The organism is Roseateles sp. SL47, assembly GCF_026625885.1.
In the GTDB taxonomy this organism is placed as follows: Bacteria; Pseudomonadota; Gammaproteobacteria; order Burkholderiales; family Burkholderiaceae_C; genus Roseateles.
The window spans coordinates 3,590,035-3,616,742 of sequence record NZ_CP113068.1 but is presented as its reverse complement, the minus strand read 5'-3'; the positions used below and the strand labels follow the sequence as shown (position 1 = coordinate 3,616,742).

Sequence of the window (26,708 nt, the reverse complement as noted above, 5' to 3'; positions counted from 1 at the left end):
GGCCATCCGCGGCAGGAGCGGCAGAGGCCCAGCCAAGTAGGTCGGTTGGCGCCACCTCCCCGTTTGATGGGGGTGGATTGATCAATTTTTGGCAGCCTGGCGCAGAAGGTTTGCAACCGAAAACCTCCATGCCCCCACCAAGCTTCATCTCCTGGTCCTGAGGTGACTGATGAAGCTGAATACCATCGCCACGGCCCCGAACCTGCCGTCTCCCCCATCGAGCCATGCGCCCCGTCTCTCCACCAAGCCGTCGGAACCGCCGATTGGGAATGCGGCGGAATTGACCCTCTGGAAATCCCAGTGGCCGGACGCCGTGGCACTGCTTCAGGAGCTGAATGACACCTTCCCTCCCAACACGCCGCCGGGCAGCCACACCGAGGTCAGCCTGCTCAAGCACCGCAGCTCCCAGTTGGCGGTGGATCCGAGTTTGGGCAGCGAATCGGGTGTGCCGCTGGACGCCAATGTGCTGGACGCGCAGACGCTGGTCATGGCGCGCCCCGGCAACCGGGAGACCGGCGCCTGGGCGGCCGCCTGCCTCCACCATGACATCCGGACGGTGATCGACGTCAGCAGCCCGGATGCCACGGACAAGAGCTGCATGAAGAGCAATGCCCCCTGGGTGAAGGGCAACACACGTGTTGAGTTCCGTTGCCCCACCACGCCGCAAGGGTTTGCGGTGGAGACCGAAGGCATGCTGGGGCACCACGCCTCCGTGGAACGCAAGGTGGGCGTGCGCCACGTGGTGAATGGCAGCCCCGTCTCCAGCCGCCACGACGTGGCCCCGTCACCATGGAACAACGGCAGCGACGCCGCCGCTGCGGAGCTGACCTGGCTGCGGGTGCCGATGTTGGACAGACAGACGCCCTCCCCGCGCACACTGCTGGCCCTCTGCGCCCGCGCCGAGGAGTTGCAGCAGGACGGCGGCATGGTCGCCCTCCAGAGTGCCGATGGCGGCCGGCAGGCGGGCCTGGTTGCGGTGGCCCGCGAGCTCTACCAGATGCTCCGCACCCAGCCGCGCTGGCAGGACCAGCTGTGCGACGCTGTCTCCCAAGCCTGCGGCAAAGGTCGAGCCAAGATCAGCAATGACCTGATCCGTCGACCTGAGGACGTGGCGTCGCTGCTGACGATGGGCAGGATGATGCTGTCGGGAATGCCGTTCCGGCGGTGAGGCCGATCACGTCTCGTCCCAACACCGCCACAGGGTCGCTACAGCGTCGCTACAGCGCCGCCACAACACCGTCACAGCGCCGTCACTTCACCATCACGGCCCGCAGCGTCAATTGGTCCCACTTCGCACCGGACCACAAGGCCCCCAGGCTGTCGCTGCGCGGCAGCAGCAAGGCGTGGATCAAGGGTTCGGCGCGGGTGGCAGCCGGATCACACAACAGCACCAGGCGCTGGGCCCCGTCCTCCTCCAGCCGGCCCACCCAGTCCAGGTCGATCAACTGGTCGATGACCGGCTCCAGTTGCAGCGGGTCCACGCACAGGCTCTCGGAAAGGCCGAGCAAGGTGAGGCCAGTCCCCCCCGAGGTTCGAGCCGATTCCAGTTCCCGCAGGATGTCCAGCGCCAGTTCCAGCTGCATGCCCGGCGCGGCGCGACGCACACTGACCCCACCGGCCAAGGCTGGCGCATTGGCCGCCAGGATGGCGCCCAGCAGCACAATCGACCAGCCCACATAGATCCAGATCAAGAAGATCGGGACCGTCGCAAAGGCACCATACAGGGTGGAATAGGTCGGCACCTGTTTGACGTACCAGGCCAGCGCCTGTTTGGCCAGGTGGAAGGCCACCGCCACAAAACCCGCACCCACCAGCGCATGGCGCCAGCGGACGTCGGTGTTGGGAACGTAATGGAACAACGCAGCCATGGCCGCCCAGAGCACCACCAGATCCACGCTGGAGAGCAGCACCACCAGGCTGCGTGGCATGTTGTTGACCAGGTCCTTGCCGGTGGTGATGAGGTAGCTGGTGAGCGTGAGGCTGCCGCCCAGCAGCAAGGGGCCCAGGGTCAGCGCGGCCCAATACACCAACACCCGTTGTGCAATCGGCCGGGGCCGCTGCACCCGCCAGATCTGATTGAGCGTGCGGTCGATGGTCAACATCAGCATCAGCGCAGTGACCGCCAGCACCACCAGGCCCACCGCCCCCAGCCGATTGGCCTTGGCGGCAAACTGCGTCAGCGACCCCAGCACCGGCCGGGCGATGGTGTCCGGCACCAGCGACTTGAGGAAGTATTTCTCCAACGCCCCCTGAAACGCCGAAAACATCGGGAAGGCGGTGAACAAGGCCAGGGCCACCGTCAGCAGCGGCACCAGCGAGATCAGCGTGGTGAAGGTCAGGCTGCCGGCGGTGAGGCCGAGCCGCTCCTCCCGGTAGCGCTGAACAAACACGCGGAATGTGTCCAGCCACGGCCAACGGCGCAAGCCCTGCCACAGCTCCCGGAGCCCCTCACGCCAGCCCTGTTCCGACACACGCATCCTGATGTTCATGCTGGCTATGATGCCAGCCATGTCAAGTTTGCAAGCGCATGGCCTGGCGCCTGAGGCCCCTCGCCCCCTGCCCACCCGTCCGCAACGCATCAGCCGGCACCTGGCCTTGCTGGCCACGGTGGCCCTCGCTCTGCTTTGCGTGGCCTGGGAAGGGTGGCTGGTACCGGTGGGACACGGCACGCTGGCCCTCAAGGCGCTGCCGCTGCTGCTGCCGCTGGTCGGCCTGTGGCGGTACCGGCTCTACACCTTCCGCGCACTCAGCCTGTTCGTCTGGCTTTACGCCCTCGAAGGCCTGGTGCGCGCCACTTCGGAACCGGGCCTGGGGGCCGTGCTCGCCACTGCGGAAGTGCTGCTGTCGGTGGTGATCTTCACCGCCTGCGCGATGCATGTGCGCCAGCGGCTGGCGGCGCCCAAGGCGACGCCAGCCGCCCCCTGACCGCTGACCACTGACCTCGGCGATACCGACGCTGTCGCAGCCCCAAGGATTCAAGCATGACCCGTGACCTGATCAACACCTTGAAACACCTGCTGGGAGACGCCCATGTGCTGGTGCCAGGCACCATGCCCGAGCAAGCACTCACCGCCTATCAGCAGGACTGGCGCAAGCGCTATCACGGCCGTGCCCTGGCCGTGTTGCGGCCAGAAACGACCGAGCAGGTCGCCGCCGTGGTGAAGCTGGCGCGTGAGCACCGCGTGTCGCTGGTGCCGCAGGGGGGCAACACCGGCCTGGTCGGCGGCGGTGTGCCGGACGACTCCGGCACCCAGTTGCTGCTGAGCCTGCAGCGGATGCAGAAGGTCCGGCAACTCGACACGGACAACCTCACCCTCACCGTGGATGCCGGGTGCGTGCTGCAACAGGTGCAGGAGACCGCCCGACAGGCCGGCCTGCTGTTTCCGCTGAGCCTGGCGGCAGAAGGCAGTTGCACCATTGGCGGCAATCTGTCGACCAATGCCGGCGGCACCCAGGTGCTGCGGTATGGGAATGCGCGGGAGCTGTGCCTGGGTCTGGAAGTGGTGACCGCCGAAGGCGAAATCTGGGACGGCCTCTCCGGGCTGCGCAAGGACAACACCGGCTACGACCTGCGCGACCTGTTCATCGGGGCCGAAGGCACGCTGGGCATCATTACCGCTGCCACGCTGAAGCTGTTCCCGCAGCCGCGTGCACGCATGACGGCGCTGGCCGCCTGCACGTCGCTGGCATCAACCGTACGCTTGCTGGGTCTGGCGCAGTCGCGCTGCGGCGCGGCGCTGACCGGCTTCGAGGTGATGAATGCGCAGTCGCTGGCGCTGGTGGCGCGGCATTTCCCGCAGTTGGCGCAGCCGCTGGGCGCCCGGCCGTGGACCGTGCTGCTGGAGCTGTCGGACAACGAAAGCGAAACCCATGCACGGGAGCAGTTTGAAGGGGTGTTGTCTCAGGCGCTGGAGGACGGCGTGATCGAGGATGCGGCGGTGGCCGAAAGTCTGGCGCAAAGCCAGGCGATGTGGCATCTGCGTGAATCGATTCCGCTGGCGCAAAGCGAAGAAGGCCTGAACATCAAACACGACATCGCCCTGCCGGTGTCGCGCATTCCGGACTTCGTGGCGGCCTGCGACGCGCTGCTGGCCGGGCAATTCCCTGGTTCACGCCTGGTGAACTTCGGCCATCTGGGCGACGGCAACCTGCACTACAACCTGCAGGCGCCAGACGGCATGGCCCCGGCCGTGTTCTTGAAGAACCATGAGCATGCGGTCAACGCGCTGGTGTATGACCAGGTGATGGCGCATGGCGGCTCGATTTCTGCGGAGCATGGCATCGGGCAGCTCAAGCGGGAGGAGCTGGCACAGCGCAAAAGCCCGGTTGCGCTGGCGCTGATGCGACAGATCAAGCAGGCGCTGGATCCGCTGGGCTTGCTCAATCCGAATCGGATGATCTGATTCGGGCTCCGACGGACCTCTGATCGGCCTCTGATCTGGCGGCCCAATCGCTCTTTGGATTGGGCCGCAGTGCCCCCCCGCCCCAGCGGCCTGTGCGTCAGTCGTCGCCCGGCGCGCCGTGTTGATCGACCCGAGGCGTCGGCATCACGGCGGTATCGGCATCAGCCTTTGCCTTTGCCTTTGCGCGATGACCGTTCCAATCGTTGCTCACCACCCACCACAGGAACAGCAGGCCGCTGATCAGCGCCAGGAACACCAGCACCGTCTGCAGGATATTGACCACCACCGCCACCGGTAGCGGCCATCGCTGGCTCCAGCGCGCGGAACGCTGCCGCTGGCGCTCGAAGAAGATCTCGATGCTGTCGTAGAAACACGGCACCATCAGCAGCGTGAGGAAGGTGGACGTGATGGTCCCGCCGATGATGGCCACCGCCATCGGACGATAGAACTCACCGCCCTCTCCCACCCCGATGGCCACCGGCAGCATGCCGGCAATCAGTGCAAAGGTGGTCATCAGGATGGGCCGGAAGCGCTTGCGGCCGGCATGCATCAGCGCCTCTTCACGCGACACACCCTCCGACTCCTCATGTCGCGCCGCATCCAGCAGCAAGATGGCATTTTTGGCCACCAACCCGGCCAGCATGATCACACCAATCAGGCTCATCAGGTTGAGGCCACCATCGGTGACCTTCAGCGCCAGAACCACACCGATCAGCGACAGTGGCAGGGACAGCATCACCCCCATCGGCGCGGTAAAGCTGCCAAACTGCATGACCAGGATGAGATACATCAGGCCGATGCCGGAGGCCAGTGCCACGATCATGGCGCCAAAAACCTCTTGCTGGCTCTTGGCATCCCCGGCCAGCGCAATGCCATAGCCCGGTGGGAAGTTCATCGACTTGGCCAGTTTGAGCGCATCGGCCGTGACTTCGCCGGACGAGCGCCCATGCGCATTGGCCGACACCGCAATCATCCGCTTGCTGTCCGCATGCTGGATTTTGGCGGGGCCCTTGCCCATGGTGACGGTGGCGATCTGCTCCAGCGGCACCATCACCCCGGTGCCAGTGACCGAGATCGGCAGGCGTTCGATGTTGGAGGCATCCACCCGGTCCTGTGGCGCCAGACGCACCGACACATCGCGGGTTTCGCCGCTGGGGTCCACCCAGTCGCCGACTTCCACACCGGCAAACGCCACCCGCAGCGCGCTGGCTGCATCGCCCACCGAAATCCCCAGCGAGTTCGCCAGACCGCGGTTCAACTCAATCTGCAGCTCGTCCTGCGGATCCTGCTCGGACAGGCCGACATCCACCGCGCCTTGGACCTTGCGCAGCTTCTCCATGAACTCGGTGGTCAACTCCATCAGCTTGCGGGAGTCGGTGCCGGAGAAACGAATCTGCACCGGCTTCTGCGCGCCATTGTTCAGGTCATCCAGCACCACGTATTCCGCACCAACCAGGCGCGACACACGCGTGCGCAGGTCGGCGGCGATCTCCGCCGCGCTGCGCTTTCGCTGGGTGCTTTTGCCCAGGCCCACATAGATGCGGCCGCCACTCACATTCACGGTTTCATTCGTGGCCTTGGTTTCGGGGATCTCCCGTGCCAACGCCGACGCAGCCGCCAGCTTCAGACGTGAATACTCCAGGCTGGAGCTGGCCGGCGTACGGACATCGATGGCGATGGTGCCCGAGTCGGTCTTGGGCAGGAAGCTGCTGCCACCGAACTTGGCCTGGATGGCAATGGCCAGCACAAAGCTGAGCATGGCGAAGAAGGCCATCCAGCGCCGGTGATGCAAGGCCCAGGCGATCACATGGCCATAGCCATCCGCCAGGCCGTCGAACCAATGGTTGAAGCGTTCCAGCCAACGGGAAATGCCGGTCTTGGGCTGCTCGTGATAGCCGGGGGGATCGCCCCAGAAGGCCGACAGCATCGGGTCCAGCGTGAAGGAGATGAACAGCGACACCAGCACCGAGGCCACCACGGTCAGGCCAAAAGGCCGGAACCATTCACCGGACACACCCGGCATGAAGGCCACCGGCACAAACACGGCAACGATGGAGAAGGTGGTGGCAGCCACCGCCAGGCCGATTTCAGCGGTGCCCTTGAGTGCGGCGGTGCGGCGGTCCGCGCCCCGCTCCATGTGGCGCACGATGTTCTCCCGCACCACGATGGCATCGTCGATCAGCACCCCGATGGCCAGCGACAGCCCCAGCAGGCTCATGAAGTTCAGCGTGAAGCCGCACAGCCAGACGGCGATGAAGGCGGCAATCACCGAGGTCGGCAACGACAGTGCGGTGATCAGCGTCGAACGCCAGGAGTTGAGGAAGACATACACCACAAACACCGTCAGACCCGCACCAAACACCAGCGCATGGATCACGTTGTTGAGACTGTCCTGGGCGTCCTTGCCGCCGTCCTGGGTCACCTCCAGCTGGGTGCCCTTCTTCAGCGTCTTGTTGATCTCGTCCACCAGCTTGCGGGTCTCGTCGGCCACGCTGACCGTGGAGGCATCGCGTGATCGGGTGACGGCCAAGCCCACATTGGGATGGCCGTTGCGCACCGACAGGCCAGTCTGCTCGGCAAAACCGTCCTGGACCGTCGCGACCTGGCCCAGCCGCACCAGTTCATTGCCGGAGCGCTTCACCACGATCTGGGTGAAATCTTCCGGGGACTCGATGCGGCCCAGCAGGCGAATGCTCTGGTCCTCCAGCGTGCCGCGCACCTTGCCCACCGGCGCGGAGGTGTTTTGCATGCGCAGGGCCTGCACCACCTCGGTGACCGAGACATTGAACTCACGCAACTTCTGCGCATTGAGCAGCACCGACAACTCACGCTTGAGTGCGCCGTTGACCGTGACGGTGGCCACACCGGAGAGGGAGCGGAAGCGGTCCGCCAACTGGTCTTCCGCCAGGCGGGAAATTTCCGCATGGCTTTCGGTGCTGGACGACAGCGCCAGCTGCATCACCGGCTCGGACGACGGGTCATACCGCTGCAGCACCGGCTCCCGCATTTCGGTGGGCAGCTTGTGACGCACCGCGCCAATCGAATTGCGGATCTCGTCGGCCGCCTCGGCCATGTTCTTGCTGAACTCGTAGATCAGGATGAACTGGGCCGTGCCCTCATTGGCAGTGGCCCGCACTTCGGTCACACCCGGGATGCTCTGCATCGACTTCTCGATGCGGTTGATCACCTCGCGCTCCACCGTTTCCGGGGAAGCGCCCGGATAGGTGATGCTGACCACCATCACCGGCTCCTGCACATCCGGGATCTGGTTGACCCGCAGCTTGTGCAGGGCCAGCAAACCGGTGCACATCAGCATGATGATCACCACGATCATCGCGACCGGTTTCTTGACCGAGAAATTGGAAAGGAACATGTCGGTCTCCGTCCGGATCAGACAGCCCGCAGGTGCAAGGGGCTGGCGCAGGCCAGCGCGGAAGGCGCGCAAGGCGCCGCCACCAACACACCGTCGGCTTCAGCCGAGGAAGTCATGGTGGACGCCTTGGTGGACGCCTTGGGGGACACCTTGGGGGATGAGGGGGCGGCAGCGGGCGATGGCGCCTGGGTGAAGTCCAGGGCCTGGCCGTCCTGCAGGCTGCTGTTGGGATGGCGCAGGATGCGATCGCCCCCCTTCAGGCCGCTGTCCACCACATAAAGGCCCTGGCGTTCATCACGCGCGCCAAGCTTGATCTCCGCCTTGCGCAAGGCACGTCCGTCAATGCGCCAGACATAGCTGCGGTCCCCCTCGCGCACCAGCGCGCTGTCCGCCACCATCAGGGCGGACACACGGGTCGTCTGCACCCGCCCCTCGGCATACAGGCCGGCCACGCCAGGCTGCTGGGCGCCGATGAAATCGACCAGCACTTCCACCTGCCGGGTGTTGGCATTGGCCGCCTGGGCAATCCGGCGGACCTTGCCCTGGAAGTCCACCTGCGGATAACCGTTGACCTTGAAGTAGACGGTCTGGCCCAGCTTGAGTTCGGACATGCGATCGGCGGACACCAGCCCTTCAAAGCGCATGCTGCCGGGGTCCATCACCTTGATCAGCTCTTTGCCCACCTGGGCCGAGTCGCCCGCCGACACCTTGCGGTCGCTCACCACGCCATCGAAGGGGGCACGGATTTCGGTGCGTTGCTGCTGCTGGCGGGCGGTGGCCTGCCGGGCCTTGGCGGCCACCAGGTCACTCTGCGCATTGTTGCGGCGGACCTCGGCATCTTCCATGGCCTGGATGGAGCTCATGCCCTGGGCCTGCAAGGTCTTCAGACGCTGGTATTGGCGTTCGGCCTGCTCAAAGCTCTGGGCGGACGCACGGACGGCTTCATCTGCCGATTGCACGCTGTCGCGGATGGCGGTGTCGTCCAGCCGGGCCAGCAGGTCGCCGCGCTTCACCGTCTCGCCATTTTCCTTGTAGACCGCCAGCACCACCGCTTGCAGTTCTGCCCGCAGATCGGCCCGGCGTTCCGGCTGGATGGAGCCGGTGATGACCGGCCCGCTGGCATATTCGCTGACGCCCAGCGTCTGGAGATCTTCCGGGGCCAGGATGAGACTGGGCGCGGCGCTTTTGGCCACTGCCGCCGTGTCGGAGCCCTTCTCGCGAGCAGCCTGGGGATCGGAGGGGGTGCAGGCAGACAGAACGGCCAGGCTGGCCAGGGACGCAAGGGCAATCAGGGACAGACGCAACAGGGGCGGCATGAAGGAGGCTCCGACATAAGCAGGCGAGAACACAGTGGGGCTTTGCGCACCACGACACACCTGCAAGCACGGCGTGCGCTTCTCGGTCTTTTTTGCCGGATTCGTGCGAAAGGCGCGCTAGCTTAACGCCTGGAGGCGCCCGTGATGATCGTCACAGTCGCGCGGAGGCTGCACTCCCAAACTTGAAGGGGCTTGTGCTCCGACCCAGTGGGGAGTGAATGGGCCGCTGTGCCGGGGCGGCGATTACTGAAGGGGGTCCTTGAGCGCGTCCGGCACGGCAAGCGCCACGACGTCGATGCCCTCTTCGGCCAGCGCCTGGGCTTCGTCGGGAGTCGCCTGGCCGCGGATCCCGCGGGCTTCGGTTTCTCCATAATGGATGCGGCGGGCCTCTTCGGCGAACCGTTCACCCACGTCTTCGGTGTTGGCGATCAGTTGGCGCACCGCCTGCATCACCTGCCGCTGCAAGGCGATGGGGGTGACGGGCCCGTCGGCGGGGGCCTCCACGGGCGACGACGAGGTGTTCACCAGCGCGGCGGACGGTTCTGGACGCGATGAGCGTTCGGACCGCTCGGACCGCTCGGATCGCTCAGTTTGGGACGCCGACGCCGACGGCGCCGAAGCGGCCGACAGATTGAGCCGTGGGGCACTCGGCATCCGGCGAACATCCGAACTGTTGCACATGGGGCAGCTCAGCAGGCCGCGCTGCTGCTGCGATTCAAAATCGGCGGCGGAACCAAACCAGCCCTCAAAGCCGTGGCCCGCCTCACATGCCAGGTTCAATACCAACATGGTTGGAATGCTAGCCGTTCCGGCTTCAGCCTGCGGAAGTCCAGGTCAATGGCCAGGCGCCGGCGCGCCAGCGGGCCAGCCAGAGCAGGCAGGTCAGCGACTTCGCATCGGTCAGTTCGCCCTTGATCACCATTTGCTCCAGTTCCTCCTGGTCATGGGCGACCACATCCAGGAATTCACCGTCGTCCAGCTTGCGTTCACCCGCCACCAGCCCGCGCGCAAAGAAGATCTCGATCCGCTCGGTGGAATAGGCAATGGCGTTGTGCATCACCCCGGCATAGGCCCATTCCGTGGCCCGGTAACCGGTTTCCTCCAGCAGTTCCCGCTGGGCGCAGGTCAGCGGCGGCTCGTCCGGGTCCAGCTTGCCGGCCGGAAACTCCAGCATCACCCGACCCATCGGGTACCGATACTGACGCTCCAGCAGCAATCGGCCATCCTCCAGGATGGGGACGATGACCGCCGCGCCCGGGTGTCGGATGTATTCGCGGGTGGCTTGCCGCCCGTTCGGCAAACGGACGTGGTCACGGCTGACCTGAAGAAAATTGCCGCGCAACACCCATTGGGAGTCGAGCGGCAATTCAACGAGATGGGGGTCGGCATCTGCGGCGGGCGGGATGCCGGGGGACGGATCGTCAGCGGTCGTCGTCATCGAACTCTCGAACGAGGGTGCGGGAGCGGCGCAGGTAACGCCACACGAAGCCCGGGAACCCCAGGGTGATGAAGAGCGCCAGGGCGGCGGCATAAAACTCCCAGCCCTGGGGGTAACGCTGACCCAGCCGGGCCTCAAGCCCGACGCCGATGGCCAGCGTCAGAAGGGCCAGCAAGAACAGTTCCAGCAGGCGCCAGCCGGCGGCCTTGGGCTCTCGCCGGGGGCCGACCAGCAGCACCCGGGAGCTGAGGTAGGGCAGATTGGCGGCAATCAGCGCCACCACCAGAACGGTCCAGACCGACGCGCTTTGTTCCATGCGGAAGCGACCCTGCCCTTTTCCTGTGCAGACCCGATGCCGATATCAGTGCGTCAGCGCGCGGGTCAGCGCCTGGCTGCACAGCGTCAGCAGGCCGCCGGGCACAATGCCCAGCACCAGCACGGCGATGCCGTTGATCGACATGACCAGACGGGCGTCGGTCGGCGCGGTCAGGCTGGAGCGGTCGGTCGGTTCATCAAAGAACATGACCTTCACCACACGCAGGTAGTAGAACGCGCCGATCAACGACAGCATCACCGCAATCACCGCCAGCCAGATGTAGAGCTCGGAGCCGGTGGTGACCATGGCCTGCAGCACGGCCAGCTTGCCGTAGAAGCCTGCCGTCGGCGGAATGCCGGCCAGCGAGAACATGTAGATGGCCATGACCAGTGCGAACCAGGGGCTGCGCTTGTACAGGCCCGCCAGATCGCTGATCTGCTCGGACTCGAAGCCCTGGCGCGACAGCAGCATCACCAGGCCGAAGCTGCCCAGCGTGGTCAGCACATAGGTGATGGCATAGAACATGGCCGAGCTGTAGGCATTCAGCGCGTAGTCGCTGGAGCCGTTGACCACCCCTGACGCCAGACCCAGCACCACAAAGCCCATCTGGGCAATGGTGGAGTACGCCAGCATGCGCTTGAGGTTGGTCTGCGCAATGGCGGCGAGGTTGCCCACCACCAGCGATGCAACGGCCATCACCAGCAGCATCTGCTGCCAGTCCACCGCCAGCGGCAGCATGCCATCCACCAGCAGACGCAGGGTGATGCCAAAGGCGGCCAGCTTGGGGGCGCCACCGATCAGCAGCGTGGCAGCGGTCGGCGCACCTTGGTAGACGTCCGGCACCCACATGTGGAAGGGAGCCGCCCCCAGCTTGAAGCCCAGGCCGGCCACCACAAACACCACGCCCAGCACCAGCACTGCCTTGTTGGGCGCACCGGAAGCAACGACTTCAAACACGCGCGGGATGGACAGCGAGCCGGTGGCCCCATACATCATCGACAGGCCGTAGAGCAGGAAGCCCGAGGCCAGCGCGCCCAGCACGAAGTACTTCATGGCGGCTTCGGTGGAGACGGTGTGGTCGCGACGCAGCGCGGTCAGCGCATACAGCGACAGGCTCATCAACTCCAGACCCAGATAGATCATCAGGAAGTTGTTGGCGGCCACCATCACACCCACGCCCAGCAGCGAGAGCATGCTCAGCGTGAACAGCTCACCCTTGAGCATGTCGCGCGATTCCGCATACGGACGGGCATAGACCAGCGTGACGATCAGCGCGATGGCCGAGACCCCGGAGAGCAGATGGCTCATCGGGTCCACGATCATCATGCCCTGCATGGCCACGGCCGGGGCATCGCCCATGGCCGCGAAATGCATGGCCGCCACCACCGCCAGGCTGAGCTGCGTCAGCCAGTAGGTGGGGGTGCGACGCGGATCGGTCACGAACAGGTCCACCAGCGCGACCACGCAGGCCATCACCAGCAGCGCAATTTCAGGGTAGGCAGCGACCCAGTTCATTTCAGTCATTGTGGTGGGCCTTTATTGAATCTTGGACACCGCGACGTGCTTGAGCAGCTCGGTGACCGATTGGTGCATCACGTCGGTGAAAGGCTTGGGATACACGCCCATCCACAGCACGGCGACCGCCAGGATGGCCAGCATCAGGAATTCACGCGCGTTGATGTCGGTCAGGGCCTTCACGTGGTCGTTGGCCACCGGTCCGAGATAGACGCGCTTGATCATCCACAGCGTGTAGGCGGCACCGAAGATCAGCGCGGTGGCGGCCAGCAGGCCGATCCAGAAGTTGAACTGGACGGCACCCAGGATCACCATCCACTCACCGACAAAACCGGCAGTGGCGGGCAGGCCGCAGTTGGCCATGCCGAACAGCACCGCGAAGGCGGCGAACTTGGGCATGGTGTTCACCACGCCGCCGTAGTCGGCGATTTCACGCGAATGGACGCGGTCGTACAGCACACCGATGCACAGGAACATCGCCGCCGACACAAAGCCGTGGGCAATCATCTGCACGATGGCGCCGGACACGCCCAGCTCATTGAACAGGAAGAAGCCGAGGGTGACGAAGCCCATGTGGGCGACCGACGAATAGGCCACCAGCTTCTTCATGTCGCGCTGGACCATCGCCACCAGGCCGATGTAGATCACCGCGATCAGAGACAGCGCCACGATCACCCAGGCGTATTCACGGGCCGCATCCGGAGCGATCGGCATCGAGAAGCGCAAGAATCCATACGCCCCCAGCTTCAGCATGATCGCCGCCAGCACCACGGAACCGGCGGTCGGGGCTTCCACGTGGGCGTCGGGCAGCCAGGTGTGCACCGGCCACATCGGCACCTTCACGGCAAACGCGGCGAAGAAGGCGAAGAACAGCAGGGTCTGCGCCGACAGCGGCAGCGGCAGTTGATGCCAGGCCAGGATGTCGAAGCTGCCCGACTTGTTGTACAGATACAGCAGCGCGATCAGCATCAGCAGCGAGCCGGCCAGCGTGTACAAGAAGAACTTGAACGCGGCATAGACCCGGCGCGGACCGCCCCACACCCCGATGATGATGTACATCGGGATCAGCGTGGCCTCGAAGAACACGTAGAACAGCATGCCATCCAGGGCGGTGAACACACCGACCATCAGACCCGACAGGATCAGGAAGGCACCGTAGTACTGGTGGACGCGGGTTTCGATCACTTCCCAGGCCGACAGCACCACGATGATGGTGATGAAGGCGGTCAGTGGCACGAACCACATCGAGATGCCATCCACGCCCAGGTGGTAGTGGATGTTGAAGCGTTCGATCCAGTTCGCCTTCTCGACGAACTGCATGGCCGCGGTGGCGTCATTAAAACCCGAGATGACGGGCAGCGTGACGAGGAAGCTGATGACGGCGGCGGCCAACGCGAGCCAGCGCACTGCGCCCGCCTTGTCGTCGCGACCCAGCACCAGCAGCAGACCGCCGAAAACGACCGGCAGCCAAATGGCAAGACTTAGCAACATTCTTATTCTCCGCCGATCAACGCCCGAACAGGTTCATGAGCTGGCTGACCATATGCGGCCACAGCTGCCAGGTCATCAGGCCCACCACGCCCAGGATCATGACCAGCGCATACCAGTAGAGGTGGCCGGTTTGCACCAGCCGCACCAGGCCGGCGATGCCGCCGACGGTACGCGCACCGCCATTGATGACCACACCGTCGATCAGACCCTGGTCCCCCACCTTCCACAGGCCGGTACCGAGGAGGCGTGCGCCACGGGCCAGCACGTTCTCATTGAACCAGTCCATGTAGTACTTGTTCTCCAGGAGGGTCACGATCGGACGGAACACACGAGCGATCGTGGCCGGGATCTGCGGCGCCTTCATGTAGAACACATAGGCGGTCACCACACCGGCGAAGGCCAGCCACAGGGGCAGCGTCTTCACCGAATGCTGTGCCATGGCGAAGGCCCCGTGGAATTCCTCGGCCAGCTCGCCCATGGCGTGGTGCAGGTCGTGGTTCACGAAGATGGCGTCCTTGAAGAATTCGCCATAGAGCATCGGCTGGATCGTCAGGTAGCCGATGACCACCGACGGAATCGCCAGCAGGATCAGCGGCGCCGTGACCACCCAGGGGGATTCATGCGGCGTGTGATCGTGGCCGTGGCCATGGTCGTCGTGATGGTCGTGCTCACCCGGGAACGGCTTGTGATGGAAGTGTTCCTTGCCGTGGAAGACCAGGAAGTACATCCGGAAGCTGTAGAAGGCGGTGACAAACACCCCGGCCAGCACGGCGAACGAAGCGAATCCAGCCGCCGGCAGGTGGCTGGCATGCACCGCTTCGATGATGCTGTCCTTCGAGTAGAAGCCCGAGAACAGCGGCGTGCCGATCAGCGCCAGCGACCCCAGCAGCGAGGTGATCCAGGTGATGGGCATGTACTTGCGCAGGCCGCCCATGTTGCGGATGTCCTGGTCATGGTGCATGCCGATGATCACCGAGCCCGCACCCAGGAACAGCAGGGCCTTGAAGAAGGCGTGGGTCATCAGGTGGAACACCGCGACCGAGTAGGCCGAGGCGCCCAGGGCCACCGTCATATACCCCAGCTGCGACAGCGTGGAATAGGCCACCACACGCTTGATGTCGTTCTGGATGATGCCCAGGAAACCCATGAACAGCGCCGTGATGGCACCGATCACCATGATGAAGTTCAGCGCGGTGTCGCTCAGCTCGAACAGCGGGCTGAAGCGCGACACCATGAAGATGCCGGCCGTCACCATCGTGGCCGCGTGAATCAGCGCGGAGATGGGGGTCGGGCCTTCCATCGAATCAGGCAGCCACACATGCAGCGGGAACTGCGCGCTCTTGCCCATCGCACCGATGAACAGGCAGATGCAGGCCACGGTCAGCATCATCCAGTCCTGGCCCGGGAACTTGATCGCGGCCAGGTCGTTGGCCTTGGCGAAGGTCTCGGTGTAGTTCAGCGAACCACCATAAGCCACCAGCAGGCCGATGCCCAGGATGAAGCCGAAGTCCCCCACCCGGTTGACCAGGAAGGCCTTCATGTTGGCGAAGATGGCCGTCGGCTTGGTGTACCAGAAGCCGATCAGCAGGTAGGACACCAGACCCACGGCTTCCCAACCGAAGAACAGCTGCAGCATGTTGTTGCTCATCACCAGCATCAGCATGCTGAAGGTGAACAGCGAGATGTAGCTGAAGAAGCGCTGGTAGCCGGGGTCTTCCTCCATGTAGCCGATGGTGTAGATGTGCACCATCAGCGAGACGAAGGTCACCACGCACATCATCATCGCGGACAGGCCGTCGATCATGAAGCCGATTTCCATCTTCAGCCCGCCCAGCGTCATCCATTCGTAGACGGTCTGGTTGAAGCGGGCGCCGTCCTGGATGACGGACTGCAGGGTCAGGGCCGAGATGATCAGGGAGATCAGCACGCCCAGGATGGTGACGGTGTGGGCGCCACGGCGGCCCACCTGCTTGCCGAACAGGCCGGCCACGATGGCGCCGACCAGCGGCGCCAGCGGCACCGCCAGCAGCATGTTCTGTGAAAGTGTTGCAGACATTGTTTTTCTCGCTTCCTGCCGCCCGTCAGCCCTTCAGGGCATCCAGCTCTTCCACGTTGATGCTGCTGCGATTGCGGAACAGCACCACCAGGATGGCCAGGCCGATGGCGGATTCCGCCGCCGCGACCGTGAGGATGAAGAACACGAACACCTGGCCCGCCATGTCGCCCAGATAGTGGGAGAAGGCCACGAAGTTCAGGTTGACCGCCAGCAGCATCAGCTCGATGGCCATCAGCAGCACGATCAGGTTCTTGCGGTTCAGGAAGATGCCGATCACCGACAGGGCAAACAAAATCGCCCCCAGGGTCAGGAAATGTCCCAGTGTCAGAACGCCCATCATGCGGCTCCTTCGTTCTTCTCGACCGGCGCGGCCGGCTGTTCCACCGTGGCCGCGACCTTGATGATGCGCAGACGGTCGCCCTTCTTGACACGGACCTGTTCGGCCGGGTTTTGGTGACGCGAATCCTTGCGGCCGCGCAGGGTCAGTGCAATCGCCGCAATGATGGCCACCAGCAGCAGCACGGCAGCGATCTGCAGCGGTGCCAGATAGTGCGTGTAGATGTTGATGCCCAGCAGCTTGGTATTGCCCAGCTTGGCCAGGTCAGCCGGCACCGGCTGGGCTTCGCTGACGCGGAAGCCCGGCATCAGGATCAGCGCCATTTCCAGCGCGATGAAGGCACCGATCAGGCCGGCGGCGGGTACATGCTTCCAAAAGCCCTTGCGCACCGTGTCTGAATCGAAATCCAGCATCATCACGACGAACAGGAACAGCACCATGACGGCGCCGATGTACACCAGCACCAGCGTGATGGCCAGGAATTCAGCCTTCAGCATCATCCAGATGCAGGCGGCATTAAAGAACGCCAGGATCAGGAACAGGGCCGAATAGACCGTGCTGCGGGCCGTGATCACCAGGACCGACGACCCCAACAGGACAACCGAGAAGAAATAGAACAGCAGGGTGGTGATGTTCATGGGATTTCCTGCAAGCAGGCTGGAGCGCGCAGCCGCACCGCCCTTCTCTCGAAGGGCGCCGCCGCGCCGCTGTCAGCGGTACTTGGCGTCGGCCTCCTTGCTGGCTGCGATTTGCGGCTCGTAGCGGTCCCCGACAGCCAGGAGCATTTCCTTGGTGAAGTAGAGGTCGCCACGCTTTTCGCCGTGGTATTCGAAGATATCGGTCTCGACGATCGAGTCCACCGGGCAGCTTTCTTCGCAGAAGCCGCAGAAGATGCACTTGGTCAGGTCGATGTCGTAGCGGGTGGTACGGCGCGAGCCGTCCGCACGCACGTCGGACTCGATGGTGATGGCCATGGCCGGGCACACCGCCTCGCACAGCTTGCAGGCGATGCAGCGCTCTTCACCGTTCTCGTAACGACGCAGCGCATGCAGACCGCGGAAACGCGGCGACAGCGGCGTCTTTTCTTCCGGGAACTGCACCGTGATGTTGCGCGAGAGGAAATGCCGGCCGGTCAGGGCCAATGCCCTTGAACAGCTCGGTGAGCATGAAGCTCTTGAGTAGGTCCTTGATGGAGCTCACAGCGGACACCTCGGATTACTTCCAGATATTGAATGGGGACTGGATCCACAGACCCACCAGCACCAGCCACACCAGGGTGACCGGAATGAAGATCTTCCAGCCCAGACGCATGATCTGGTCATAGCGGAACCGGGGGAACGTGGCACGCACCCACAGGAAACCGGTCACGACCACGAAGGTCTTGAAGAACAGCCAGAACCAGTTCCAGAAGGGCATGGTCTTCTCGATGATGGACGGCGTGTCCATACCGAGCACGCTGAAGGAGATCGGTGCCGCCCAGCCGCCCAGGAACATCACCACGGCCAGGGCCGAGACGAGGATCATGTTGGCGTATTCGGCCAGGAAGAACATCGCGAACGACATGCCCGAGTACTCGATCATGTGGCCGGCCACGATTTCCGATTCACCTTCCACCACGTCGAACGGGTGACGGTTGGTTTCTGCCAGGCCGGAGATGAAATACACCACAAACACAGGCAGCAGCGGCAGCCAGTTCCACGACAGGAAGCTCAGGCCCATGGAGGCGAACTTGCCGGTGTCCTGGCTCACCACGATGTCGGTCATGTTCATCGAGCCGGTGACCATCAGCACGATGACCAGCGCGAAGCCCATGGCGATTTCATACGACACCATCTGCGCCGAGGCGCGCAGCGCGCCGAGGAAGGCGTACTTCGAGTTGGAAGCCCAGCCGGCGATGATCACGCCGTAGACCTCCAGCGAGGTGATGGCCATCACGAACAGCAGGCCCGCATTGACGTCGGCCACGGCCACACCCGGGCCGAACGGCACCACCGCCCAGGCGGCCAGCGCCGGCATGATGGTCATGATCGGGCCGAGGAAGAACAGGCTCTTGTTGGCCGCCGACGGGATGATGATCTCCTTGAAGATCAGCTTCACCGCATCGGCGATCGGGGTCAGCAGACCCATCGGGCCCACGCGGTTGGGGCCCGGGCGGATCTGCGACCAGCCAATGGCCTTGCGTTCCCACAGGGTCAGGTAGGCCACGCAGATCATCAGCGGCGCCACCACCACGATGATCTTGAGCAGGCTCCAGATCACCAGCCAGGCGCCTGCCCAGAAAGCGCCATCCCACAGCGAGGCGCCGGCGTTGTATAGATTGTCCATCGTCGTCTCGTCCTCAGGCCTTGGTCACGCTGATGGCGCCGAACAGAGCACCCAGCGCGGCGGTTTCCGGCACACCGGCCGGCACACGCACCACGGTGGCGGGCAGGCTGGTGTCCAGTTGAGCAGCCAGCACGGCCTCACCGGCACCGGCCTGGGCCACGCGCACCTGGGCGCCCTTGCCTTCCAGGCCCAGTTGCGTCCAGAGGGCTTGCGGCAGGCCGGCCACGGCGGCGTCACGGCCGTCACGGGTCAGTTGCAGCGAGCTGGCACGACGCACCAGGGCGTCGGTGGCGTAGATCGGCACGGCGGTCAGACGCTCCAGGCCGCCAGCGGCCACCGAAGCGGAGGCTGCGGGGGCGGCGGACACCACGTTGCTCAGGCGCTCACCCAGTTCGGTGCTCACGCCCAGGGCGGCATTACGAACCTGCTCGGAGCTGTCGAAGTCGAAGCCCGACAGGCCCAGCAGGTTGCCCAGCACGCGCAGGATCTTCCAGGCCGGACGGGTCTCGCCACGGGCCTTGACCACCCCGACGAAGCTCTGCAGACGACCTTCGGCGTTCACAAAGCTGCCCGAGGTTTCGGTGAACGGGGCGGCGGGCAGCAGCACGTCGGCGTACGCCAGACCGGTCTTGAACGGGCTCAGCACCACCACCATCTCGGCAGCGGCCACGGCCTTGGCGGCGGCAGCCGCGTTGGCGCCGTCCAGCACCGGGTCGGTGTTCAGCAGCACCAGGGCCTTGGCCGGCTGGTCGTTCAGCAGCTGGGCGGCAGAACGTCCGCCCTGCCCCGGACGGGCCTTCACCAATTGGGCACCCACCGTGTTGGCGGCTGCACCCATCACACCGACGCTGGCGCCGGTCTGGGCACCGATCCAGTTGGCCAGGGCCAGCAGGGTCGTGGCCTGGGGATGCTGCACAGCGGCATTGCCCAGCAGGATGGCCTTGCGTTCACCCGACAGCAGTGCATCGGCCAGACGGCGCGAGGCTTCGGTCGATTCGCCGGCCACCGGGGCGGTCCCACCCTTGACGCTCGCGATGGCCGCAGCCACGCCAGCCAGCTCCTGCACCCAGGCGCTCGGCGCGGCGGTGATGCGGGCAGCCACCGGCATCAGCCAGTTGTCTTCAGCGGCGCCGAGGGCCAGCACCTGGGCACCCTGACGGGCCGCCTGGCGCAGACGCTGGGCAAACAGCGGATGGTCCTTGCGCAGGAAGGAGCCGACCACCAGGGCACGGTCCAGCTGCGACAGCGATGCGATCGAGGTGCCCAGCCAGAAGGCCTTGCCGTCTTCGGCGCGGAAGGCCGGATCGGCGGCGCGCAGCGCGGTGTCGATGTTTTCGCTGCCCAGGCCCCGGACGAGTTGCGCCAGCAGGTGCAGTTCTTCCACGGTGCTGTGCTCGGAACCGAGTCCGGCGATGGACGAAGCGCCCTTCTCCGACTTGATCTGCTTGAGGCCGTTGGCCACGTATTCCAGCGCAGTGGTCCAGTCGACCGACTTCCACTCACCGCCCTGCTTGAGCATGGGGGTGGTCAGGCGTTCGTCGCTGTTCAGCGCTTCATACGAGAAGCGGTCGCGGTCGGCGATCCAGCATTCGTTGACGGCTTCGTTTTCCAGCGGCACAACACGCAGGACTTCATTGCCCTTGACCTGGACGACCAGGTTGGCGCCGGTGGAGTCATGCGGGCTGACGCTCTTGCGGCGCGACAGTTCCCAGGTGCGGGCGCTGTAGCGGAAGGGCTTGCTGGTCAGCGCACCGACCGGGCAGATGTCGATCATGTTGCCCGACAGCTCGGAATCCACCGTGCGTCCGACAAAGGTCTGGATCTCGCTGTGCTCGCCGCGGTGGGCCATGCCCAGCTCCATCTGGCCAGCGATTTCCTGGCCGAAGCGCACGCAGCGGGTGCAGTGGATGCAACGGCTCATCTCCTCCATGGAGATCAGCGGGCCCACGTTCTTGTGGAACACCACCCGCTTCTCTTCGGAGTAGCGCGACTTGCCGGCGCCATAACCGACGGCCAGATCCTGCAGCTGGCATTCGCCGCCCTGGTCGCAGATGGGGCAATCCAGCGGGTGATTGATCAGCAGAAACTCCATCACGCCCTGCTGGGCCTTGATGGCTTTGTCGCTCTTGGTGCGCACGATCATGCCCTGCGTGACCGGCGTGGCGCAGGCGGGCAGCGGCTTGGGTGCCTTCTCCACCTCCACCAGGCACATGCGGCAGTTGGCGGCGATGGACAGCTTCTTGTGATAGCAGAAGTGCGGGATGTAGGTGCCGGCCTTTTCGGCGGCATGCATCACCATGCTGCCTTCAGGCACTTCGACCTTCCGGCCGTCGAGTTCGATTTCAACCATAGCTTCTTCTCAGCGGCTCCGGATCAGGCCAGCGACCCGGCCGGGGCAGTCTGACGTGGTTGGGATGTGGGGGACTGGGCCTGCTCGATCATGGCGATGAACTCATGCTTGAAGTGCTTGATCATCGCGCGCACCGGCATGGCGGCTGCGTCGCCCAGGGCGCAGATGGTGCGGCCCTGGATGTTGTCGGCCACCGAGTTCAGCAGGTCGATGTCTTCCTTGCGGCCCTTGCCATGCGCAATGCGTTCGATGACGCGGTGCATCCAGCCGGTGCCCTCGCGGCAGGGGGTGCACTGGCCGCAGGATTCATGCGCATAGAAGTAGGACAGGCGCAGCAGGCTGTTGACCATGCAACGCGAGTCGTCCATCACGATGACGGCGCCCGAGCCCAGCATGGAGCCGGCCTTGGCGATGGAGTCATAGTCCATCGTGCACTGCATCATGAGGTCGGCCGGCAACACCGGCGCGGAGGACCCGCCGGGGATCACGGCCTTGAGCTTGCGGCCGGTGCGCACGCCACCGGCGAGCTCCAGCAGCTTCTCGAACGAGGTACCCAGCGGCACCTCATAGTTGCCGGGACGGTTCACGTCGCCGGAGACCGAGAAGATCTTGGTGCCACCGTTGTTGGGCTTGCCCACTTCCAGGTACTTCTGGCCCCCGTTGCGGATGATCCAGGGCACCGCAGCGAAGGTCTCGGTGTTGTTGATGGTGGTTGGCTTGCCGTACAGACCGAAGCTGGCCGGGAACGGCGGCTTGAAGCGCGGCTGGCCCTTCTTGCCTTCCAGCGATTCCAGCAGCGCGGTTTCTTCGCCGCAGATGTAGGCGCCGAAGCCGTGGTGCGCATGCAGCTGGAAGCTGAAGCTGCTGCCCAGGATGTTGTCCCCCAGCAGGCCGGCGGCACGGGCTTCCTCCAGCGCGGCTTCGAAGCGTTCATACACCTCGAAGATTTCGCCGTGGATGTAGTTGTAGCCGGTGCGGATGCCCATGGCATACGCCGCAATCGCCATGCCTTCGATGACGATGTGCGGGTTGAACATGAGGATGTCGCGGTCCTTGCAGGTACCCGGTTCGCCTTCGTCCGAATTGCAGACGAGGTATTTCGCACCCGGGAACTGGCGGGGCATGAAGCTCCACTTCAGGCCAGTGGGGAAACCGGCGCCGCCACGGCCACGCAGGCCGGAGGCCTTCACCTCGGCAATCACCTGGTCCGGGGTCAGGCCTTCACCGCCATCCTGGCCCAGGATCTTGCGAAGGGCCTGATAGCCCCCACGTGCCTGGTAGTCCTGGATCGACCAGTTCTTGCCATTCAGCTCAGCATAGATCTGCGGGCCGAGGTGACGGTCATGGAAGCAGGTCTCGGCACCGGTCGATTGCCACTTGGAGAGATCGATAGTCATGCGCGTTCCCTCAGTTCTTGGTGGCGTGCGCCTTGAGCGCATCCACCAGTTCGTCCAGGCGCTGATGGCTCATGAAGCTGCACATCTGGCGGTCATTGACCAGCATCACCGGTGCATCGGCGCAGGCCCCCAGGCACTCGCTCTTCTGCACGGTGAACAAGCCGTCCGCCGTGGTGCCGCCCTCTGCCACACCCAGCTTGCCGCACAGGTGCTCCAGCGCCTTCTGGCCGTCACGCAACTGGCACGGCAGGTTGGTGCAGACGTTCAGCTTGAACTTGCCCAGCTTGCGCTGGTTGTACATGTTGTAGAAGGTCGTGACCTCGTAGACGGCAATCGCCGGCATGCCAAGGTAGGCGGCGATGGCGTCTTCCGCCTCGCGCGACACGTAGCCCTGCTCCTGCTGGACGATGGACAGGCAGGCCATCACGGCCGACTGCGCCTGCTCGGCCGGGTACTTGGCCACTTCCCGGTCAAAGCGGGCCCGGGTGGCGTCGCTCAGCACGAAGGCCGTGCCGGCTGCGGTATTCACAATTTCAGTGCTGCTCATCGCGTCACCACTCAACGGTCAATTTCACCGAACACGATGTCCATCGTGCCGATCACGGCCACCGCGTCAGCGATCATGTGGCCACGCGCCATTTCATCCAGCGCCGCCAGATGCGAATAACCCGGAGCCCGGATCTTCAGGCGGTAAGGCTTGTTGGCGCCATCGCTGATCAGGTAGATGCCAAACTCGCCCTTCGGATGTTCCACGCTGGCATAGGCCTCGCCCTCGGGAACGCGGAAGCCTTCGGTGAACAGCTTGAAGTGGTGGATCAGCTCTTCCATGCTGCTCTTCATGGCGACACGGGAGGGAGGCGCCACCTTGTGGTTGTCGGTGATCACCGGGCCGGGGTTGGCCTTGAGCCACTTCACGCACTGCTGGACGATGCGGTTGGACTGGCGCATTTCTTCCACACGCACGAGATAACGGTCGTAGGTGTCGCCGTTGGTCCCCACCGGGATGTCGAAGTCCATCTTGGCATAGACATCGTAGGGCTGGGTCTTGCGGGTGTCCCAGGCAATGCCGGAGCCACGCAGCATCGGGCCGGTCAGGCCCAGGTTCAGCGCGCGCTCAGGCGACATCACACCGATGCCGACGGTCCGCTGCTTCCAGATCCGGTTGTCGGTGAGCAGGGTTTCGTAGTCGTCGACGTTGGCCGGGAAGCGCTTGCAGAAGTCTTCGATGAAGTCCAGGAGCGAGCCCTGACGGTTCTCGTTCAGGCGGTCGATGGCCTTCTGGTTCTTGATCTTGCTGACCTTGTACTGCGGCATGCTGTCCGGCAGGTCGCGGTAGACGCCACCCGGACGGAAGTAGGCCGCATGCATGCGGGCGCCCGAGACAGCTTCGTACATGTCGAAGATGTCTTCACGCTCGCGGAAGCAGTAGATCAGGATGTTCATCGCGCCGCAGTCGATGCCGTGCGCGCCCAACCACAGCAGGTGGTTCAGGATGCGCGTCAGCTCGGCGAACATCACGCGGATGTACTGCGCACGTTCCGGCACTTCCAGACCCAGCATCTTCTCGATGGCCAGGCAATAGGCATGTTCGTTGGCCATCATCGACACGTAGTCGAGACGGTCCATGTAGGGCAAGGACTGGATGAAGGTCTTGGTTTCGGCCAGCTTTTCGGTGGCGCGGTGCAGCAGGCCGATGTGCGGGTCGGCGCGCTGGATGACTTCGCCGTCCAGTTCCAGCACCAGACGCAGCACGCCGTGAGCGGCCGGGTGCTGGGGCCCGAAGTTCAGTGTGTAGTTCTTGATTTCGGCCATGATCAAAGTCCGCCGTAGTTGTCTTCGCGGATGACGCGGGGCGTGATTTCGCGCGGCTCAATCGTCACCGGCTGGTAGATCACCCGCTTCTGCTCGGGGTCGTAGCGCATTTCGACATGGCCCGTCACCGGGAAGTCCTTGCGCATCGGATGGCCGATGAAGCCGTAGTCCGTCAGGATGCGGCGCAGGTCTTCGTGACCTTCGAAGATGATGCCGTAGAGGTCGAAGGCTTCGCGCTCGAACCAGTTGGCAGCATTCCAGATGGCATTGACCGAGGCCACCACCGGGAAGTCGTCGTCCGGTGCAAACACCTTCAGGCGCAGGCGCCAGTTCTTGTTGATCGACAGCAGATGGGTGACCGCCGCAAAACGCGGGCCTTCGTAGGCACCGTCCTTGTAGGCGCTGTAGTCCACGCCACACAGGTCGATCAGCTGTTCAAAGCGCAGTTCGGAATGGTCCCGCAGCAGCTTGGCCACGTTGGCATAGTCCTTGGCGGCCACGGTGATGGTGATCTCGCCGAGTTCGCGCTTCAGGGCCACGATCTGGCCACCCAGGACGGACTCGAGCGCCGCCTGCAAGGTATCGAGTTTGCTCATGTGCTTGGCTTGCTGGGATGCTTAGCGCGCGATGGTGTTTTCGCGGCGGATCTTGGCCTGCAGCTGCAGGATGCCGTAGAGCAGCGCCTCGGCGGTGGGCGGACAGCCTGGCACGTAGACGTCCACCGGCACGATGCGGTCACAGCCGCGCACCACCGAATAGCTGTAGTGGTAGTAGCCACCACCGTTGGCGCAGGACCCCATGGACAGCACCCAGCGCGGCTCGGCCATCTGGTCGTAGACCTTGCGCAGGGCCGGCGCCATCTTGTTGCACAGCGTGCCGGCCACGATCATCAGATCGGACTGACGGGGGCTGGGGCGGAACAACATGCCGAAGCGGTCGATGTCGTAGCGCGCAGCGCCGGCATGCATCATTTCCACCGCACAGCAAGCCAGACCGAAGGTCATCGGCCACAGGGAACCGGTCTTGGACCAATTCACCAGCACGTCGATGGAAGTGGTCAGGAAGCCTTCCTTCATCAAGCCTTCGTTACCCATATCGAAATCCCAATCTTTCGAAAGCATGGAGTCGGGCAAGCCGCCCTTCCCCACCGCACATCAGACCCGGACGGGGCCTGCGTACCGTTGGTGGCTCAGCAGCCGGTCATTCCCAGTCGAGGGCGCCCTTTTTCCACTCGTAGGCAAACCCCACGACCAGAATACCCAGGAACACCATCATCGCCCAGAAGCCGGCAGGACCCACTTCACGCAGGGACACGGCCCACGGGAAGAGGAAGGCGATTTCCAGGTCGAACAGAATGAAGAGAATGGCCACGAGGTAATAACGCACGTCGAATTTCATTCGCGCGTTCTCAAAGGCCTCGAAGCCGCATTCATAAGGGGAGTTTTTGGCCTCGTCAGGACGACGGGGGCCGAGCACAAAGCCGAGAACCTGGGGTGCTATACCCACCACGGCGCCGACCAGAATGAAAAGGATGACGGGCAGGTATTGTTCCAGGCTCACGACTTTGCTCTTCGTTTATGCCGGGATGGACAGTCGACTGCAGGCAATGCAATTACCCGACAGACAGCCCCATTCCGAACAGGTTTCCAACGGGCCACCGAGCCCCACCACCCACCGAGAAACTCGGCCAGCAGCACACTCGGCAAACATTCGGCAAAAACAACGGGCGCGCCGTGAGCGATAAAACTATCGCCTACGGACCGCGCCCGCCTGTCCTTTTGACCTTCTTCAATACTCAGCAGTGCGGGGGCACCGGCTGAAGTACTTCGGAAGATTCAAAAGACATCAACCTGCTTTGGGTCTCTTTGAAATCCGGCTTGTTGGGCTAGATCTCAAAGACCTTGGCAGGCCGATTTATTCTGGTGCCGACGGCGAGACTCGAACTCGCACAGCTTTCGCCACTACCCCCTCAAGATAGCGTGTCTACCAATTTCACCACGTCGGCTTATGTCACCTTTCGGTGACTTTGTCTTGACGGCTCGCGTTTCAGACAGCCTCGAATTCTATACCGCTTTCCGAAGCTCACTAGTGAACTGAAGCAATTTTGTCGAGGTGCTTACGCCAGCCGCCCACTTCGATCAGTTCGATGCGGCCGAGGCAGGCGCCACCGGAGACAGTGCAGCACCCGGCACCACGTCAGTGGCAGCGGAAGCGGCAGGCACCGGTGCCGAGGCAGCGGTGGCGCGGGCGGCACCGCCCTGCTCCAGCAGACGCTCGGCGGCGGAAGAACCGTCCACACCGGATGCTCGATGGCTGCTCATGTAGGCCAGGGCCAGTGTGCAGACAAAGAAGATGGTAGCGGCGATTGCGGTGCTGCGCGAGAGGAAGTTGGCACTTCCCGTGGCACCAAAGAGACTGCCGGACGCGCCACTGCCGAAGGAGGCGCCCATGTCGGCACCCTTGCCATGCTGCACCAACACCAGACCGATCATCGCCAGGGCAGCCACCAGCTGCAGCACCAGCACCAGGTTCATCAACACTTGCATTTGCTTCTTTCTCCAGAATCCTTGGGGACCTTC

The 26,708-nt window shown here is 64.1% G+C and carries 23 protein-coding genes, 1 tRNA gene and 1 pseudogene; 3 read left to right on the top strand and 22 right to left on the bottom strand.

Annotation, left to right across the window (positions count from 1 at the left end; genetic code table 11):
* Positions 1–169 precede the first annotated feature (169 nt).
* Positions 170–1,168: a hypothetical protein gene (locus OU995_RS15980; protein ID WP_267831004.1), complete on the top strand. Its 999-nt coding sequence runs from the start codon at positions 170–172 to the stop codon at positions 1,166–1,168.
* A gap of 82 nt (positions 1,169–1,250) precedes the next feature.
* Here the strand turns inward: OU995_RS15980 and OU995_RS15975 are convergent, their stop codons facing one another.
* Complete coding sequence (locus OU995_RS15975) at positions 1,251–2,489, bottom strand: YihY family inner membrane protein (protein WP_267831003.1); 1,239 nt, start codon at positions 2,487–2,489, stop codon at positions 1,251–1,253.
* Between the two features lie 19 nt (positions 2,490–2,508).
* Here OU995_RS15975 and OU995_RS15970 point away from each other — a divergent pair, with 19 nt between their 5' ends.
* Together OU995_RS15970 and OU995_RS15965 are read left to right on the top strand one after the other, a co-directional pair.
* On the top strand, positions 2,509–2,925 hold the full coding sequence (locus OU995_RS15970) for a DUF2069 domain-containing protein (RefSeq protein ID WP_267831002.1): 417 nt from the start codon (positions 2,509–2,511) through the stop codon (positions 2,923–2,925).
* 56 nt (positions 2,926–2,981) lie between these two features.
* A complete protein-coding gene (locus tag OU995_RS15965) occupies positions 2,982–4,403 on the top strand; it encodes an FAD-binding oxidoreductase (protein WP_267831001.1) in 1,422 nt (473 codons plus the stop codon).
* A 97-nt stretch (positions 4,404–4,500) separates the two neighbouring features.
* Here the strand turns inward: OU995_RS15965 and OU995_RS15960 are convergent, their stop codons facing one another.
* The 21 genes and pseudogenes from OU995_RS15960 to secG all read right to left on the bottom strand — a co-directional run bounded on the left by OU995_RS15960 (position 4,501) and on the right by secG (position 26,675).
* Positions 4,501–7,776 carry an efflux RND transporter permease subunit gene (locus tag OU995_RS15960; protein ID WP_267831000.1) on the bottom strand — a complete coding sequence of 1,092 codons (3,276 nt, stop codon included), beginning with the start codon at positions 7,774–7,776 and terminating at the stop codon, positions 4,501–4,503.
* A gap of 17 nt (positions 7,777–7,793) precedes the next feature.
* Positions 7,794–9,092: an efflux RND transporter periplasmic adaptor subunit gene (locus OU995_RS15955; RefSeq protein WP_267830999.1), complete on the bottom strand. Its 1,299-nt coding sequence runs from the start codon at positions 9,090–9,092 to the stop codon at positions 7,794–7,796.
* Positions 9,093–9,335: 243 nt separating this feature from the next.
* Entirely contained in the window at positions 9,336–9,881 is a 546-nt protein-coding gene (locus tag OU995_RS15950) for a DUF1178 family protein (RefSeq protein WP_267830998.1), read from the bottom strand.
* 25 nt (positions 9,882–9,906) lie between these two features.
* Complete coding sequence (locus OU995_RS15945; protein WP_267830997.1) at positions 9,907–10,530, bottom strand: NUDIX domain-containing protein; 624 nt, start codon at positions 10,528–10,530, stop codon at positions 9,907–9,909.
* On the bottom strand, positions 10,514–10,846 hold the full coding sequence (locus tag OU995_RS15940) for a DUF2818 family protein (protein ID WP_267830996.1): 333 nt from the start codon (positions 10,844–10,846) through the stop codon (positions 10,514–10,516). Before OU995_RS15940 ends, OU995_RS15945 begins: the two co-directional genes overlap by 17 nt.
* A gap of 45 nt (positions 10,847–10,891) precedes the next feature.
* Complete coding sequence (gene nuoN, locus OU995_RS15935; RefSeq protein WP_267830995.1) at positions 10,892–12,370, bottom strand: NADH-quinone oxidoreductase subunit NuoN; 1,479 nt, start codon at positions 12,368–12,370, stop codon at positions 10,892–10,894.
* 12 nt (positions 12,371–12,382) lie between these two features.
* The gene (locus OU995_RS15930) at positions 12,383–13,852 is read right to left on the bottom strand and encodes an NADH-quinone oxidoreductase subunit M (RefSeq protein WP_267830994.1); all 1,470 of its coding nucleotides are present in this window, start codon (positions 13,850–13,852) and stop codon (positions 12,383–12,385) included.
* A 16-nt stretch (positions 13,853–13,868) separates the two neighbouring features.
* On the bottom strand, positions 13,869–15,908 hold the full coding sequence (gene nuoL / locus OU995_RS15925) for an NADH-quinone oxidoreductase subunit L (RefSeq protein WP_267830993.1): 2,040 nt from the start codon (positions 15,906–15,908) through the stop codon (positions 13,869–13,871).
* Between the two features lie 25 nt (positions 15,909–15,933).
* The gene (gene nuoK / locus OU995_RS15920; protein WP_058935569.1) at positions 15,934–16,245 is read right to left on the bottom strand and encodes an NADH-quinone oxidoreductase subunit NuoK; all 312 of its coding nucleotides are present in this window, start codon (positions 16,243–16,245) and stop codon (positions 15,934–15,936) included.
* Positions 16,245–16,883, bottom strand: a complete 639-nt coding sequence (locus OU995_RS15915) for an NADH-quinone oxidoreductase subunit J (protein ID WP_267830992.1) — start codon at positions 16,881–16,883, stop codon at positions 16,245–16,247. The genes nuoK and OU995_RS15915 overlap by 1 nt, the downstream gene beginning before the upstream one ends.
* A 72-nt stretch (positions 16,884–16,955) precedes the next feature.
* Positions 16,956–17,412, bottom strand: a pseudogene (gene nuoI / locus OU995_RS15910) (NADH-quinone oxidoreductase subunit NuoI).
* A 48-nt stretch (positions 17,413–17,460) separates the two neighbouring features.
* Positions 17,461–18,570 (bottom strand): NADH-quinone oxidoreductase subunit NuoH, encoded by a 1,110-nt coding sequence (gene nuoH / locus OU995_RS15905; protein ID WP_267830991.1) that lies wholly within the window; start codon positions 18,568–18,570, stop codon positions 17,461–17,463.
* Positions 18,571–18,583: 13 nt separating this feature from the next.
* Positions 18,584–20,920 carry an NADH-quinone oxidoreductase subunit NuoG gene (gene nuoG, locus OU995_RS15900; protein ID WP_267830990.1) on the bottom strand — a complete coding sequence of 779 codons (2,337 nt, stop codon included), beginning with the start codon at positions 20,918–20,920 and terminating at the stop codon, positions 18,584–18,586.
* A 23-nt stretch (positions 20,921–20,943) separates the two neighbouring features.
* Positions 20,944–22,317 carry an NADH-quinone oxidoreductase subunit NuoF gene (nuoF, locus tag OU995_RS15895; RefSeq protein WP_267830989.1) on the bottom strand — a complete coding sequence of 458 codons (1,374 nt, stop codon included), beginning with the start codon at positions 22,315–22,317 and terminating at the stop codon, positions 20,944–20,946.
* Positions 22,318–22,327: 10 nt separating this feature from the next.
* The gene (gene nuoE / locus OU995_RS15890) at positions 22,328–22,864 is read right to left on the bottom strand and encodes an NADH-quinone oxidoreductase subunit NuoE (RefSeq protein ID WP_267830988.1); all 537 of its coding nucleotides are present in this window, start codon (positions 22,862–22,864) and stop codon (positions 22,328–22,330) included.
* 11 nt (positions 22,865–22,875) lie between these two features.
* Entirely contained in the window at positions 22,876–24,129 is a 1,254-nt protein-coding gene (locus OU995_RS15885; RefSeq protein WP_267830987.1) for an NADH-quinone oxidoreductase subunit D, read from the bottom strand.
* A 2-nt stretch (positions 24,130–24,131) separates the two neighbouring features.
* Entirely contained in the window at positions 24,132–24,725 is a 594-nt protein-coding gene (locus OU995_RS15880) for an NADH-quinone oxidoreductase subunit C (RefSeq protein WP_267830986.1), read from the bottom strand.
* Between the two features lie 21 nt (positions 24,726–24,746).
* On the bottom strand, positions 24,747–25,223 hold the full coding sequence (locus OU995_RS15875; RefSeq protein ID WP_058935577.1) for a NuoB/complex I 20 kDa subunit family protein: 477 nt from the start codon (positions 25,221–25,223) through the stop codon (positions 24,747–24,749).
* Between the two features lie 106 nt (positions 25,224–25,329).
* Positions 25,330–25,689 (bottom strand): NADH-quinone oxidoreductase subunit A, encoded by a 360-nt coding sequence (locus OU995_RS15870; RefSeq protein WP_267830985.1) that lies wholly within the window; start codon positions 25,687–25,689, stop codon positions 25,330–25,332.
* A 360-nt stretch (positions 25,690–26,049) separates the two neighbouring features.
* A tRNA-Leu gene (locus OU995_RS15865) sits at positions 26,050–26,134 on the bottom strand.
* Between the two features lie 133 nt (positions 26,135–26,267).
* Complete coding sequence (gene secG, locus OU995_RS15860; RefSeq protein ID WP_267830984.1) at positions 26,268–26,675, bottom strand: preprotein translocase subunit SecG; 408 nt, start codon at positions 26,673–26,675, stop codon at positions 26,268–26,270.
* Positions 26,676–26,708 lie beyond the last annotated feature (33 nt).